Here is a 13,871-nt window from a genome sequence, read left to right as displayed (position 1 = left end):
CTTAACTCCGCACCGCCTGACGCGTCTCTGCGCGCGTCAGGCTTTTTCTTTGTCTGCCATCGGTTCGCGCGGCGACAAAAAACGCTGACGCCATGCGCTGGGTGTTAACCCGGTTTCGCGCGTAAACACCACGGAAAAGTAGTTGCTGTCATCAAACCCGCAGCGTGCCGCCACTTCGCTAATCAGACATGCCTGCGTGCGCAACAGATATTTTGCCTGACACAGCTGCAGCTGACGCAGGTAGTGACCGATGGTCATGCCGGTTTGCTGACGGAACAGCTGTTTCAGCGACCGTTCGCTGAGCTGATTTTGCTGGCAGAAATGGGGCAGATCGAAGGGGCGGCTGATATCGCCGAGCAGCGCCGACATCAGCAGATCGAGCTGTTCGCCCTCCGGCAGCACCCACGGGCGATCGGCGGCGTAGCCGTGACGGCGCAATATCAGTGTCAGCTGCAAAAACAGCGCTTCCGACAGCTGAATCGAGAGCGAATCGCTTTTGCGACTTTCGCGCTCCAGCTGGCTGATGACGCCGCGCGCCAGCGCCATGCCGCGCGTGGTCAGACGCCAGCTGGCGGGTGTCTCTTCATCCTGTGGCGGCAGCAGCTGCTGCCAGTCGAGCGCCAGGCTGAAGCGATCGCGGCAGTAGAGAATATTGTCGAGCGCCAGATCGTTGACGCTATCAAAACTGTGGCAATCACAGTCGCGGATGTAAAACACATCGCCGCAGGTGATCAGCCACGGCCGATCGTTGAGGATATGCAGGCCATTACCGCGCCAGACAATCACAATCTCGCTGAACTCATGCCGGTGCGGTGGGAAAGAGGGCTGCGGCATGCGTTCTGCCACGGCTATGGGCAAATTGCTGGCCGGGAAGTAATCCTCGCGCGTCAGTAACAGCGGCATGTCAGCCCTCCGGTTACCCCATCTGCTGGCGCGCCATGCGCGGCGCGCAGCCAAATTCCCGCCGGAACAGGGTGGAGAAGTGATTACTGTCACCAAACCCACACTGATAGGCGATGTCCGTGATGCGCATCTCGCTGTGGCGCAACAGGTGCCGCGCCTGCAATAAACGCAGCCGATTAAGATAGCGCTGCGGCGTGCTGCCGGTCTGCTGCTTCATCTGGCGATGCAGGGTACGCAGCGACAAACAGAAGCGATCGGCCAGCGCTTCCCACGCAATCTCCTCACTGTAGTGCGCATTCAGCCAGTCCAGCAAGCGGTGCAGGCGGGCATCCTGGTCCTGCGCCTGATCGTTGTGCGCCGCCTCGCGCAGCAGCACCAGCAGCTGCAAAAAGTGTTGTTCCTGCTGCGCCTGACGTTCCAGCGACCAGCTGGCCGGCTGCTTCATCTGCGTCACCAGCTGCAGCGCCTGCGCCATCACTTTATGGTTGATCCGCCAGTGTGAAACATACTGGCCGTCCTGTTCGCGCGGCAGCAGCGCCTGCAGGCCGGACAGAAAGCGGAACGCTGCCGGACTGCGATACAGCACATTCGTCAGGCACAGATTGTCGGTTTGCTCGTACAGATGGCGATCGTGATCGCGCACAAAACAGACGCAGCCGGCGCTGAGCGCCTGCGGCTGACCATTGAATACGTGGATACCCGAGCCCTGTTCCACCAGCACAATTTCATGAAAATCATGGTGATGCTCCGGAAACGCCGACTGCGGCACACGCGGTTCAATGGCTATCGTGTAATCGCCGGCCGGAAAGAAATCAGCACTGTGTAATACCGTCATCATGCGCCCTCAGTTAACAAAACCGTAACCGAGTCTACGCAGCCGCCTGCCACCTTACCTTGAATTTTGCACCGGGCAGCGCAGGAAAATCGCCAATTATTCAAGATCGCCTAAGTGATTGATGGAATTGCGGCAAGGCTCACAACTCTGCCGTTATGCGGTTCTGTGAGCTCACTCACGAACACCTTTGCAAACCTGCCAGCGGTGATGACCCGCTGGCACTCGCGGGAAGGTGTCTGCGGCGCAGGATTTCTACTCTGTCGCCATGTCTTCACAGGGAGTACTCGCCATGAGTCTGCGTAATATTGTTGCCATCGATTTAGGCGCATCCAGTGGCCGCGTCATGCTGGCCAGCTGGCAGGCTGACCGTCAGCAGCTCAGCCTGCGCGAAGTGCGGCGTTTCGCCAACCCGCGCGTGCAGCGCGGCGATTATGACTGCTGGGACCTGGACCGCTTAGAGCAGGAGATCCGCGCCGGACTGCAGCAGCTGGATGAGGAGGGCATTGTGCCGGACAGCCTTGGTATTGATACCTGGGGCGTGGATCTGGTGCTGCTGGACGCGCACGGCGAGCGGGTAGGCGAAGCGGTCAGCTACCGTGATAAACGCACCGACGGCCTGATGGCCCAGGCGATGCGTGAACTCGGGAAACCGGCGCTCTATCAGCGCACCGGCATTCAGTTTCTGCCGTTCAACACGCTGTATCAGCTGCGCGCACTGCATCTGCAGCAGCCGGACTGGCAGGTGCAGGTAAAGCACGCGCTGATGATTCCGGATTATCTGCACTATCGCCTGACCGGTGAACTCAACTGGGAATACACCAACGCCACCACCACCCAACTGCTCAACATTCACAGCGGCGAATGGGATCGCGAGCTGCTGGCCTGGGCGGGCGCAGACGCCAGCTGGTTCGGCACGCCGCGTGCGCCGGGCAATACCGTCGGTTACTGGCGCAACGCCAGCGGCCAGCGCATTCCGGTGATCGCCGTCGCCACCCATGATACCGCCAGCGCGGTGCTGGCCACGCCGCTGGAGCAGGACGATGCTGCCTATCTCAGCTCCGGCACCTGGTCGCTGATCGGCATCGAAAGCCTGCAGCCCTGCGTCAGCGAGGCGGCGCTGCAGGCTAATCTGACCAATGAGGGCGGTGCGGAAGGCTATCGGGTGCTGAAAAACATCATGGGCCTGTGGCTGTTGCAGCGGGTGTGCAGCGAACTGCACATCAGCGATCTCACTGCGCTGATTGCCGACGCCGCGCGGGAACCGGCCTGCCGCGCCCTGATTCACCCTAATCATCACCGTTTCATTAATCCGGCCAGTATGGTGCAGGAGATCCAGAACGCCTGCGCCGAACAGGCGATGCCCGTGCCGCACAGCCCGGCGGCGCTGGCGCGCACCATCTTTGACAGCCTGGCGCTGCTCTATTCGCAGACGCTGCAGGAGCTTAGCGACCTGCGCGGCGCTGCGCTGCGTCAGTTACATATCGTCGGTGGCGGTTGCCAGAATCCGCTACTTAACCAGCTGTGCGCCGATGCCTGCCAGCTGCCGGTGTTTGCCGGTCCGGTGGAAGCCTCGACGCTTGGCAACATCGGCTGCCAGCTGATCGCGCTGGGTGAGTTGCGCGACGTGGCCGATTTACGCCGCTGCATCCGCCACAATTTCCCGTTAGAAAAATTTATCCCGCTGAATCACAGCGTCTTTGCGGCCCATCAGGCTCGCTTTGCGGCGCTGAGCCTACCTGCTAAGGAACTTGCATATGACAAAGCTTATTGAACAGGCCTTTGAACTGGCCAGACAACGCTACGCCGCCATTGGGGTAGATGTGGAACAGGTGATGGCACAACTGGATACCATTCCGGTGTCGATGCACTGCTGGCAGGGCGACGATGTACGTGGGTTTGAGAATCCGCAGGGGGCGCTCACCGGCGGCATTCAGGCGACCGGCAACTATCCGGGGCGGGCGCGCAACGCGGTTGAACTGCGTGCCGATCTCGACAAAGCGATGTCGCTGATCCCCGGTGCGAAACGCCTCAACCTGCACGCCATCTACCTTGAGAGCGACCGCCCGGTAGAACGTGATGCGATTGAGCCGCAGCACTTCAGCAACTGGCTGGAGTGGGCGAAAAGCAGAAAGCTGGGGCTGGATTTTAACCCAACCTGTTTTTCTCATGCGCTTAGCGCAGACGGGTTTACGCTGTCGCATGCCGATCCGGGCATTCGCCAGTTCTGGATCGACCACTGCACCGCCAGCCGCCGTATTTCCGCCTGGTTTGGCGAGCAGTTGGGCACGCCGTCAGTCATGAATATCTGGGTGCCGGACGGCATGAAAGATCTCACCGTCGATCGCCTCGCGCCGCGCCAGCGTCTCGCCAGCGCGCTGGATGAGATCATCCGCGAACCGCTGAATCCGCAGCACCACATTGATGCAGTGGAAAGCAAACTGTTTGGCATTGGCGCGGAGAGTTACACCGTGGGTTCCAGTGAGTTCTGCCTCGGTTACGCCACCAGCCGCCAGACCGCGCTGACGCTGGATGCCGGCCACTTCCATCCTACCGAAGTGATCTCCGACAAAATCTCCAGCGCCATGCTGTTTGTGCCGCGCCTGCTGTTGCACGTCAGCCGTCCGGTCCGCTGGGACAGCGATCACGTGGTGCTGCTGGATGATGAAACCCAGGCGATTGCCTGTGAGATCGTCCGTCAAAAGTTGTTCGACAGGGTGCACATCGGTCTCGACTTCTTCGATGCCTCGATCAACCGCATTGCCGCCTGGGTGATCGGTACGCGCAATACCCAAAAAGCCCTGTTGCGGGCGCTGCTGGAGCCGGGCGAACAGCTGCGTCAGCGGGAGCGTGATGGGGATTTCACCGCCCGGCTGGCGCTGCTTGAAGAGCAGAAGTCGCTGCCGTGGCAGGCGGTATGGGAAGCGTGGTGCCTGCGCCACGATGTGCCAGCCGATGCCAGCTGGCTGAGCGAAGTCCGTCACTACGAACAACACGTGCTGCGTCAACGTTAAGGAATCGATTCATGCAAACAATTCTCTCCGCGTGGTTTGTGCGCGACATGGTTAAAGCCACCAGTGACATGTGGCTGAAAGGCTGGGATGAACGTAACGGCGGCAACGTCAGTCTGCGTCTGTTGCCGGAAGAGGTCAGCGCGTATGCCAGCGATTTTTATCCGGCACCGCGCTGTATTGAACTGAGCAAGCCGGCGCCCGCGCTGGCCAACGACTGGTTCCTGGTGACCGGCTCCGGGAAGTTCTTTCGCAACGTGCAGCTCGATCCGGCAGACAGTCTGGTGCTGCTGCAGGTGGATGACAAAGGGCTGTCGTACAAAATTCACTGGGGGCTCAGCAACGGAGGGTTGCCAACGTCCGAGCTGGCGGCGCACTTTCAGTCACACAGCGTACGCAAGGCACTGAGCCACGGCGCGGACCGGGTGATTATGCACTGTCACGCCACCCACTTTATGGCGCTCAGCTATGTGGTGGATCTGGATGCGGCGCGCTTTACCCGCCTGCTGTGGGAGGGCAGCACCGAGTGCCTGGTGGTGTTCCCCGATGGCGTCGGCATTTTGCCCTGGATGGTACCGGGTACCGATGGCATTGGTCAGGCGACGGCAGAAGCGATGGCCAGTCATAGCCTGGTGATGTGGCCTTTCCACGGAATCTTTGGCGCCGGACCGACGCTCGACGAAACCTTTGGTCTGATTGATACCGCTGAGAAGTCATCGCAGGTGGTGGTTATGGCGCTGTCGATGGGCGGCATTCGTCAGAGCATCACCACCGAACAGCTGATTGCGCTGGGCGAACGCTTTAACGTGAAGCCGTGGCCGGCGGCGCTGCAGGCGGAGCGCAGTGATGTTGCGTAAAGCGTTCGTCATGCAGGTCTATGCGCACTGCCATGCGGAGTATCAGCGCCGTCACACGCCAATCTGGCCGGAGCTGGAACGGACGCTGAAAGCGCATGGCGCCCATAACTACGCGATCTGGCTGGATGCTGAACGCAACCTGCTGTTTGCCAGCGTCGAGGTTGAGTCCGAAGCGCGCTGGCAGGCTGTAGCGCAAACTGAGGTGTGTCAGAGCTGGTGGGCGTCAATGCGTGACCTGATGCCATCAAATCCTGACAACAGCCCGGTGAGCAAAGCATTACAGCAGATGTTTTTCCTGCCTTAGCCGTCCATGTCAGTAGCGGCGCCGCCAGGGGCGCCGCTAACTGCCAAACGCACTAGCCGTTGGAGCGCAGCTGCGGATAACGGCGGAAAATGGCGATACACCAGAACAGTCCAGCCAGGCCAATGATTGCGCCTACGTTGCCCACGTCTGCCATCTGCAGATGCAGACTGACCTGGTTACCGAGTAGCGCGCCTGCGCCGATGCCGATGTTATAAATACCGGAAAACAGCGACATGGCGACGTCGGTGGCGTCCGGTGCCAGCGATAGCACGCGCACCTGCATCGCCAGGCCGATCATCATCATTGCCATTCCCCAGATAATACTCAGCACGGTAATTGCTGCCGGGCGTACCGCAGCAAACACCAGCAGACCCATACACAGGGTAATCAGCGCAATGGCGGCGATCAGCAGCGCGGACGGGAATTTATTGCCCAGCGTACTGAACAGAATGCTGCCCAGAATGCCGGCTGAGCCGAACAGCAGCAGTAACAGGGTGGTGAAGTTCTCATCAGCGCTGGCTACCACCTGCATAAACGGCTCGATATAGCTGTAAGCGGTGTAGTGCGCGGTCACCACGACGGTGACCAGAATGTACATCGCCACCAGCGCCGGGCGGCGAAACAGCATCGGCACGCTGCTGAGTGAACCGGTGTGCTCACTCGGCAGGCGCGGCAGTATCCGCACCAGCATAATCAGCAGTACCAGCGCTGACAGGCCGATCATACCAAAGGTGGTACGCCAGCCCAGATACTGACCCACAATACGACCAATCGGCACGCCCAGCACCATCGCCAGCGCCGTGCCCGTGGCCAGCATACTCAACGCCTGGGTTTTCTTGCCGGCCGGCGCAACGCGAATCGCCAGCGAGGCGGTGATCGACCAGAACACCGCGTGCGCCAGCGCAATACCAATGCGCGACAGCACCAGCGATGTGAAATCCCACGCTACGGCCGATAACAGGTGGCTGGCAACAAACAGAATAAACAGGATGGCCAGCAGCAGGCGGCGCTCGACGTTGCGCGTCAGCAGCATTAACGGCAGCGATAACAGCGCCACGACCCAGGCATAGATGGTCAGCATGATACCGACATCAGCGGTTTTCATTGCAAAGCTGCTGGCGATGTCCGACAGCAGGCCAACCGGCACAAATTCGGTGGTATTGAAGACAAAAGCAGCGATAGCCAGCAGCACCACGCGCAGCCAGGCTGTTTTACGGGAAACGGTTGTTGATTGCATTGAATTCAAATCGGCTACACGACGAGTGAGGGGGCAGGAACGCACCCGGTAAAGTGACCTCGATCACAAATTTCCGCTATTGTGGAGCATTAGTCAGCCGATGAAAACCGTTAACCCGGGTTTTATCACTGAATATTTCTTATCGCGCTGAGCGTGGTAAATAGCCTGCGGTTATGGGGAGCTGCTGCGCCAGCGTGCTGCCGGCCCGCGAGTCTGCCGTACCAGCACAGGCTAAGTCAGGTGTTTCTGTAATAGAAAAATCGCTTAGCCGTGCTGAGGGCGGGTACCGTGCGGGCGGGTGCGGTTCAGACCAGGATTATCAGAGTCACGCCATATGCTTTAGTGCCACGCTAAAGTTGTGGGGCGGATTTTTTTTTACGCCCACCGGGCAGCAGTGTTCGCAGCCCAACGCAGTGGCGTAAAATTTACGCGCCTGCTGGATTGCGGCCCCGGGCGTGTAAAAAGTCCCGAGAAAACGACGACCGCCGTCGGATGGCAGGAACGGACAGCCCTTCGCATGCACCACATGATTGTCGTTATAACCGGCATGCTTATCGACATAATAGTAAAGCTCCATCTGACTACCTCATTGCTGTGTAAAAAATAAGTCTATGTATTATTGGAATAGAACGAATTATAGCGATGAATTGCTATTTTGTTTTAAGTGGTACGGCGCGAATGCCTGATTATTCGAATCCAGCGGAGCAGGCGGGACGCTGAGGTCCCGCGCTAACGATGAAGGGTATTACAGTTTGCGGCCCTGTAAACGCAGGCCAACCAGCAGTGCCAGCACCAGCAGGGCGCTGATAAACAGGGTCACGCCCGGCCAGCCGTAGCGGTGCCAGAATACGCCGCCGAGGGTGCCGGCCACGCTGGAGCCCACGTAGTAGCTGAACAGGTAAAGTGATGATGCCTGGCCTTTCGCCCGGCGCGCACGCGGTCCAATCCAGCCGCTGGCCACCGAATGGGCGGCAAAGAAGCCGGCAGTGAACAGCATCATGCCCGGCAGAATCAGCCACAGCGAATTAAAGGCGGTCAGCAGCAGACCGGCCAGCATGATCGCCGTGGCGCCCGTCATCACCGGACCGCGACCAAAGCGGCTGGTCATCGCGCCGGCTTTTGGCGAGCTCCACGAACCGGTGAGATATACCACGGACAGCAGCCCGACCACCGCCTGGCTCAGTGACCACGGCGCGCTCATTAGACGGTAGCCGATGTAGTTAAACAGCGTGACAAACGCGCCCATCAGCAGAAAGCCTTCGGCAAACAGCAGCGGCAACCCTTTGTCGCGCCAGTGCAGGCGGAAGTTGATCAGCAGACTGCGTGGCCGCAGCGAGGCAGGGCGAAAATGGCGCGACGCAGGCAGAATTTTCCAGAACATCAGCGCGCCAGCCAGCGCACAGCAGCCAATGACGCCAATGGCAATACGCCACGAGAAAAAGTCGGTCAGTACACCGGAGAGTAAACGACCGCTCATGCCGCCAATCGAGTTACCGCTGATGTACAGCCCCATGGAGAAGGCGATGACCCGCGGATGCATCTCTTCGCTCAGGTAAGTCATGCCCACCGCCGCGACGCCACTGAGCGACAGACCGGTCAGCGCGCGCATCAGCAGAATCCCCTGCCAGCTGCTCATGGTGGCGGAGATCAGCGTACAAATCGCCGCCAGCATCAGCGCGGTCACCATTACCGATTTACGTCCAATCGCATCTGACAGCGGGCCGGTGAACAGCAGGCCCAGCGCCATCAGCCCGGTGGAGAGCGACAGCGAAATACTGCTTTCGGCAGGCGTCACGCCAAACTGCTGTGACAGCACCGGCAGAATCGGTTGTACGCAATAGAGCAGGGCGAAAGTGGCAAGACCGGCAGAGAACAGCGCCAGCGTCACGCGCAAAAACTGCGGCGATCCACGTTCAATCCATTCAGTAGCGGTATCGGCGGTGACAGGCTTCGTGGACAAGCTGTCCTCATCAAGCGTCACAGCCTGGGAAGAGCGACTCACAGTACATCCTCAATTCAGCAAATGTCTGAATACTGTAGGAAAGGCTAAATAGGTTGTACAATATATTAATAATCTCAAATGAGACGTTTAAGATATGATGATTGAGCTGCGCCATCTGCGCTACTTTATTGCCGTTGCGGAAGAGCTGCACTTTGGCCGCGCCGCGCAGCGGCTACACATTTCTCAGCCGCCGCTCAGTCAGCAGATCCTGCAACTGGAACAGGCACTGGACGCGCAGCTGCTGACCCGCACTAATCGCAGCGTACAGCTCACGCCGGCCGGCCAGTCGTTTTTACAGGATGCGCGCGCGGTTTTATTGCAGGTGGAACAGGCGACCGGGCGCGCGGCGCGCATTCATCACGGTCAGCAGGGAGAGCTGCGCATCGGCTTTACCTCCTCGGCGCCGTTTACCGGACTGGTGTCGGATGCGCTGTATCACTATCGGCAGCGCTGGCCGGACGTGCATATTCAGATGCAGGAGTACAACACGCGGCAGCAGCTGGCGCCGCTGCACGAAGGGCGACTCGACCTGGGCGTCATGCGCAATACGCCGCTGCCGGAGGATCTTCAGCACCGCCTGTTGCTGCGTGAACCGCTGTGCGCAGTGGTGCACCACGCCCATCCGCTGGCACAGACGACGTCGATTAGCATCCGGGCGTTAGCCAGCGAACCTTTTGTTTTCTTTGATGCGCAGGGCGGCACGGCCCTGTACGGTGAAATTCTGGCGCTGCTGCATCGCTACCAAATCAAACCTTACATTACCCAGGAAGTGGGTGAAGCCATGACGATACTCGGTCTGGTGGCAACCGGGCTGGGCGTGTCGATTTTACCCGCCTCGTTTGCCCGCGCGCGACTGGCGGAAGTCGCCTGGATTCCGCTACAGGAAAGCGATGCCATTTCTGAGGTGTGGCTGGTGTGGTCAGCGCTGCGCCAGCCGAGTGCGCAGATGAGCAATATGATGGCGCTGCTGCTGCACAATGCCGAGGAATGAACCCGCGGGTACAGAAAACCGCGTTCTTTGTGTGCGATAAATCACATTTCTAATCAAATATTTGACGCTGCGCGCCAATCTGCATCACCATAGCTGCTGTTTATTTAGAAGCGCGAAAATATCCGGGAGCAGGGCGTGAATCTGGACAGTCAGCCTGGCCATATTGACCAAATAAAACAGACCAATGCCGGTGCAGTGTATCGTCTGATTGACCATTACGGTCCGATTTCGCGGATTGAGCTGTCGAAACGTGCCCAGCTGGCCCCGGCCAGCATCACCAAAATTGTGCGCGAAATGCTGGATGCGCATCTGGTGCAGGAGACCGAGTTTCAGGAGCCAGGCAGTCGCGGACGGCCGGCGATAGGGCTGATCCTCGATACCCTGGCCTGGCACTATCTGGCTGTTCGCCTCCAGCCGGGGTTCATCACCCTGACGCTGCGCGATCTCAGCAGCCGCGCGCTACAGGAAGATCGCCTGCCGCTGCCCGCCAGCGCCGACACGCCGCTACTGCAGACGCTGCAGGAGCTGGTCAACGCCTTTTTCATTCGCCATCAGCAAAAACTTGAGCGTCTCACCGCTATCGCCATTACCCTGCCGGGACTGATCAACGCCGCCTCTGGCGTGGTGCACCGTATGCCGGGCTATGACGTACAGGATATGCCGCTGGGCGAAACCCTGGCACAGCGCACCGGGCTGCCGGTATTCGTCCAGCACGATATCTCCGCATGGACGCTGGCAGAGGCGCTGTTTGGTGCCTCACGGGGTGCGCAGGACGTGATTCAGATTGTTATTGACGAAACGGTGGGCGCCGGGGTGATCAGCGCTGGCCAGCTGCTGCACAAAAGCGGACGCGCGCTGGTGGAGATCGGTCATACGCAGATCGATCCTTACGGCCAGCAGTGTTACTGCGGCAACCATGGCTGCCTGGAAACGGTGGCCAGCACCGGCAGCCTGCTGCAGCTGGCGGCACAGCGCTTATCGTCGCAGCCGGACAGCCAGCTGCACCAGCAGCCGCTGACGCTGGCCTCGTTGTGTGCTGCTGCGCAGCAGGGCGACCGGCTGGCGCGGGACGTCATTGCCGGCGTCGGTCATCATATCGGGCGCATGCTGGCGATGATGGTCAACATCTTTAATCCTCAACAAATTCTTATCGGTTCACCGCTTAACCAGGCGGCGGACGTGCTGTTCCCGGCAGTCAGCAGCACTATTCGCCAGCAGGCCCTGCCGGCGTACAGCCACGCTATTCAGCTGACGCCCGCGGCCTTTAACGATCCCGGCACGCTGGGCGGCGCGGCGCTGATCAAAGACGCGCTCTATAGCGGCCATTTACTGATAAAACTGTTGCAGGGTTAACGCCAGCCCGCCTTAAGTTTGCGCTAACGCAAGCTCTCGCCTGGGACAAATCCTTAAACTGCCTCCTTTGCAGGTTACACATCGCTTTAATGAAGGAGGAGAAAGGTGAAAACGATTTTTGTCACCGGTACCGACACCGCGGTGGGTAAGACCGTGGTTTCCCGCGCACTATTACAGTGCTTTGCCAAAGCGAATCTGTGTGCCGCTGGCTACAAGCCGGTTGCCAAAAGCGCGCAGCACACGTCGGAAGGGCTCCGTAATAAAGATGCCGTACTGCTGCAGCAGGCATCTGGCCTGACACTAAGCTACAGCGACGTCAATCCCGTGACGCTGGAAGAGGATGAAATCAGCACCAGCCCGGCGCAGCGCATCGATTATCCGTTACTCAATCGCGGGCTGGCTGGCTTACAGGATCGCGCTGCACGCGTGGTGGTGGAAGGCACGGGCGGCTGGCGCAGCCTGATGAACGACTTACGGCCGCTGTCGCAGTGGGTGCAACAGGCGCAACTGCCCATCGTGCTGGTGGTGGGCATTAAAGAGGGTTGCATTAGCCACGCTTTACTGACCGCCGAAGCGATTGCCGCCGATGGCCTGACGCTGGCGGGCTGGGTCGCCAATCGTATCAATCCCGGTCTGGCGCACTATGCTGAAATCATTGATGTTCTGCGCGATAAGCTGAACGCGCCGCTGTTGGGCGAATTGCCTTATCTGCCGCGCGCCGAACAGCGTGATTTGAGTGGTTATCTGGATATTACGTTACTCGGAGGTGATGCGCTGCACAGCGAGAGTGCAAAGCCCGCCGCCTGATGAAACAAAATGCGGCATATCGCACGCAGCTGAATCCGGAGTTTCAGGAGCAGCTGCTTTTTTTTATGCCGTAAACCTGTTTATATTCAATCATCTGTCCTGAATTTATCCTGTCCGTTGTCGCCCTGGCGCGTTTCATGCATCAGGCAAACTGATAAATCGTTTGCCGGAGCCCTGCTATGTTGCACCCAGAAGAAGAGAAAGGTTTGTTGTACGGGCTGGATGCCCGCATCGGTCCTGCACCGGCGTTCTTTGCCGCCCTGCAGCACGTGCTGGCCAGCGTGGTCGGTATCATCACACCGCCGCTGATTATCGGTTCCGTGCTGGGGTTACAGGCCTGGATCCCGTATCTCATCAGCATGTCGCTGCTGGTTTCCGGACTCGGCACCTTTCTGCAGGCGCGCCGTTTCTGCGGCATTGGCGCAGGCATGATCTGTCTGCAGGGCACCAGCTTCGCCTTTCTCGGCGTCATTCTCTCTGCGGGGATGACGGTGAAAGCGCAGGGCGGTTCACCGCAGGCGATCCTCGCCATGATATTCGGCTGCAACCTGGTGGCGGCGCTGATCCCGATGCTGATTAGCCGCTGCATCACACCGCTGCGTAAAGTGCTGACCCCGGTGGTGACCGGTACGGTGATCACCCTGATTGGTATCAGCCTGATAAAAGTCAGTATTACCGACTGGGCGGGCGGGCATAACGCCCGCGATTTTGGTGCGCCGGGTAATCTGGCGCTGGGGGCGCTGACCCTGCTGGTGATTATCGTGCTTAACCGTTCCCACTCGCGCTGGGCGCGGCTGGTGGCGGTGGTCGCCGGCATTGGTGCGGGCTGCATCGCGGCGGCGCTGAGCGGTCATCTGCCGCTGAAGCCGATGGCGGAGACGCACTGGCTGGTGCTGCCTTCGCTGCTGCATTTTGGCTTTGATTTTAGCTGGACGCTGTTTGTGCCGATCGCGCTGGTCTCGGTGATCTGCGTGATTGAGGCGGTGGGCGATCTGACCGCCAACTGTCTTATTTCACGCCAGCCGCTGGAAGGCGACGGGTTTCAGCGTCGGCTGCAGGGCGGGATTCTGGCCGATGGCCTCAGCTGCCTGCTGGCGGCACTGTTCTCGGCGTTTCCCAATACCACCTTTGCGCAGAACAACGGGGTGATTCAGATGACCGGCGTCGCCAGTCGCTACGTGGGGATGGTGATTGGCCTGATGCTGGTGCTGCTGGGCGTCTTCCCGCTGGTCGGCAACCTGCTACAGCAGATTCCGCCGCCGGTGCTGGGCGGGGCAACGCTGGTGATGTTTGGCAGTGTGGTCGCCGCCGGTATTCGCGTGATGACGCAGGCACCGCTGGGGCGGCGTGAGATGCTGATTGTGGCGGTGTCGTTTGGCATCGGCCTCGGGGTGGAAGCGGTTCCGGACGTGCTGAAACAGTTCCCGCCGCTGGTCAGCAATCTGTTTGGTCATGCAGTCACCACCGGCGGGATTCTCGCTATGCTGCTGAACGTGGTGCTGCCGAATGAAGCTAAAACGGTTGCGGCGGTCGGCGCGGTCGAAGAGAGCAACTGACGCACAATTTACCTTGAG

13 protein-coding genes are annotated in these 13,871 nt (G+C 59.6%); 8 read left to right on the top strand and 5 right to left on the bottom strand.

Annotated features, from left to right (window positions below; genetic code table 11):
• Nucleotides 1–36: 36 nt before the first annotated feature.
• Complete coding sequence (gene rhaR / locus K7H94_RS09650) at nt 37–903, bottom strand: HTH-type transcriptional activator RhaR (protein ID WP_215785960.1); 867 nt, start codon at nt 901–903, stop codon at nt 37–39.
• 13 nt (nt 904–916) lie between these two features.
• The gene (gene rhaS, locus K7H94_RS09645; protein ID WP_058769862.1) at nt 917–1,738 is read right to left on the bottom strand and encodes an HTH-type transcriptional activator RhaS; all 822 of its coding nucleotides are present in this window, start codon (nt 1,736–1,738) and stop codon (nt 917–919) included.
• 289 nt (nt 1,739–2,027) lie between these two features.
• On the opposite strand from rhaS, the gene rhaB reads away from it, so the two are divergent.
• Genes rhaB through rhaM form a run of 4 tightly spaced genes read left to right on the top strand, consistent with a single transcriptional unit; the run spans nt 2,028 to nt 5,907 of the window.
• Nucleotides 2,028–3,509 (top strand): rhamnulokinase, encoded by a 1,482-nt coding sequence (gene rhaB / locus K7H94_RS09640; protein WP_222950957.1) that lies wholly within the window; start codon nt 2,028–2,030, stop codon nt 3,507–3,509.
• Nucleotides 3,493–4,749, top strand: a complete 1,257-nt coding sequence (locus tag K7H94_RS09635) for an L-rhamnose isomerase (protein ID WP_222950956.1) — start codon at nt 3,493–3,495, stop codon at nt 4,747–4,749. Before rhaB ends, K7H94_RS09635 begins: the two co-directional genes overlap by 17 nt.
• A gap of 11 nt (nt 4,750–4,760) precedes the next feature.
• Nucleotides 4,761–5,603, top strand: a complete 843-nt coding sequence (gene rhaD / locus K7H94_RS09630; RefSeq protein ID WP_088515799.1) for a rhamnulose-1-phosphate aldolase — start codon at nt 4,761–4,763, stop codon at nt 5,601–5,603.
• The gene (rhaM, locus tag K7H94_RS09625; RefSeq protein ID WP_222950955.1) at nt 5,593–5,907 is read left to right on the top strand and encodes an L-rhamnose mutarotase; all 315 of its coding nucleotides are present in this window, start codon (nt 5,593–5,595) and stop codon (nt 5,905–5,907) included. The genes rhaD and rhaM overlap by 11 nt, the downstream gene beginning before the upstream one ends.
• A gap of 52 nt (nt 5,908–5,959) precedes the next feature.
• Here rhaM and K7H94_RS09620 read toward each other — a convergent pair whose 3' ends face one another.
• From K7H94_RS09620 to K7H94_RS09610, 3 genes are all read right to left on the bottom strand, one after another.
• On the bottom strand, nt 5,960–7,144 hold the full coding sequence (locus K7H94_RS09620; protein WP_088515797.1) for a sugar transporter: 1,185 nt from the start codon (nt 7,142–7,144) through the stop codon (nt 5,960–5,962).
• Nucleotides 7,145–7,469: 325 nt separating this feature from the next.
• Complete coding sequence (locus tag K7H94_RS09615) at nt 7,470–7,721, bottom strand: hypothetical protein (protein WP_222950954.1); 252 nt, start codon at nt 7,719–7,721, stop codon at nt 7,470–7,472.
• A 168-nt stretch (nt 7,722–7,889) separates the two neighbouring features.
• Complete coding sequence (locus tag K7H94_RS09610; RefSeq protein WP_222950953.1) at nt 7,890–9,146, bottom strand: MFS transporter; 1,257 nt, start codon at nt 9,144–9,146, stop codon at nt 7,890–7,892.
• Between the two features lie 94 nt (nt 9,147–9,240).
• On the opposite strand from K7H94_RS09610, the gene K7H94_RS09605 reads away from it, so the two are divergent.
• From K7H94_RS09605 to K7H94_RS09590, 4 genes are all read left to right on the top strand, one after another.
• Nucleotides 9,241–10,137 carry a LysR family transcriptional regulator gene (locus K7H94_RS09605; protein ID WP_058758527.1) on the top strand — a complete coding sequence of 299 codons (897 nt, stop codon included), beginning with the start codon at nt 9,241–9,243 and terminating at the stop codon, nt 10,135–10,137.
• 135 nt (nt 10,138–10,272) lie between these two features.
• Nucleotides 10,273–11,490, top strand: a complete 1,218-nt coding sequence (gene mlc, locus K7H94_RS09600) for a sugar metabolism global transcriptional regulator Mlc (RefSeq protein WP_104186676.1) — start codon at nt 10,273–10,275, stop codon at nt 11,488–11,490.
• Between the two features lie 105 nt (nt 11,491–11,595).
• Nucleotides 11,596–12,297 (top strand): dethiobiotin synthase, encoded by a 702-nt coding sequence (gene bioD / locus K7H94_RS09595; RefSeq protein ID WP_222950952.1) that lies wholly within the window; start codon nt 11,596–11,598, stop codon nt 12,295–12,297.
• A gap of 179 nt (nt 12,298–12,476) precedes the next feature.
• The gene (locus tag K7H94_RS09590) at nt 12,477–13,853 is read left to right on the top strand and encodes a nucleobase:cation symporter-2 family protein (RefSeq protein ID WP_222950951.1); all 1,377 of its coding nucleotides are present in this window, start codon (nt 12,477–12,479) and stop codon (nt 13,851–13,853) included.
• The last annotated feature ends 18 nt before the right edge of the window (nt 13,854–13,871 follow it).

Origin of the sequence: Pantoea dispersa (assembly GCF_019890955.1) — a bacterium.
GTDB classification, from domain to species: domain Bacteria; phylum Pseudomonadota; class Gammaproteobacteria; order Enterobacterales; family Enterobacteriaceae; genus Pantoea; species Pantoea dispersa.
The sequence above is the reverse complement of the archived record's forward strand: the minus strand, read 5'-3'. Positions and strand labels throughout refer to the sequence as shown.

What these genes read in the sequence shown, in the direction of transcription:
- rhaR (WP_215785960.1), bottom strand. Translation starts at nt 903, where the DNA reads ATGCCGCTGTTACTGACGCGCGAGGATTACTTCCCGGCCAGCAATTTG.
- rhaS (WP_058769862.1), bottom strand. Translation starts at nt 1,738, where the DNA reads ATGACGGTATTACACAGTGCTGATTTCTTTCCGGCCGGCGATTACACG.
- rhaB (WP_222950957.1), top strand. Translation starts at nt 2,028, where the DNA reads ATGAGTCTGCGTAATATTGTTGCCATCGATTTAGGCGCATCCAGTGGC.
- K7H94_RS09635 (WP_222950956.1), top strand. Translation starts at nt 3,493, where the DNA reads ATGACAAAGCTTATTGAACAGGCCTTTGAACTGGCCAGACAACGCTAC.
- rhaD (WP_088515799.1), top strand. Translation starts at nt 4,761, where the DNA reads ATGCAAACAATTCTCTCCGCGTGGTTTGTGCGCGACATGGTTAAAGCC.
- rhaM (WP_222950955.1), top strand. Translation starts at nt 5,593, where the DNA reads ATGTTGCGTAAAGCGTTCGTCATGCAGGTCTATGCGCACTGCCATGCG.
- K7H94_RS09620 (WP_088515797.1), bottom strand. Translation starts at nt 7,144, where the DNA reads ATGCAATCAACAACCGTTTCCCGTAAAACAGCCTGGCTGCGCGTGGTG.
- K7H94_RS09615 (WP_222950954.1), bottom strand. Translation starts at nt 7,721, where the DNA reads ATGGAGCTTTACTATTATGTCGATAAGCATGCCGGTTATAACGACAAT.
- K7H94_RS09605 (WP_058758527.1), top strand. Translation starts at nt 9,241, where the DNA reads ATGATGATTGAGCTGCGCCATCTGCGCTACTTTATTGCCGTTGCGGAA.
- K7H94_RS09590 (WP_222950951.1), top strand. Translation starts at nt 12,477, where the DNA reads ATGTTGCACCCAGAAGAAGAGAAAGGTTTGTTGTACGGGCTGGATGCC.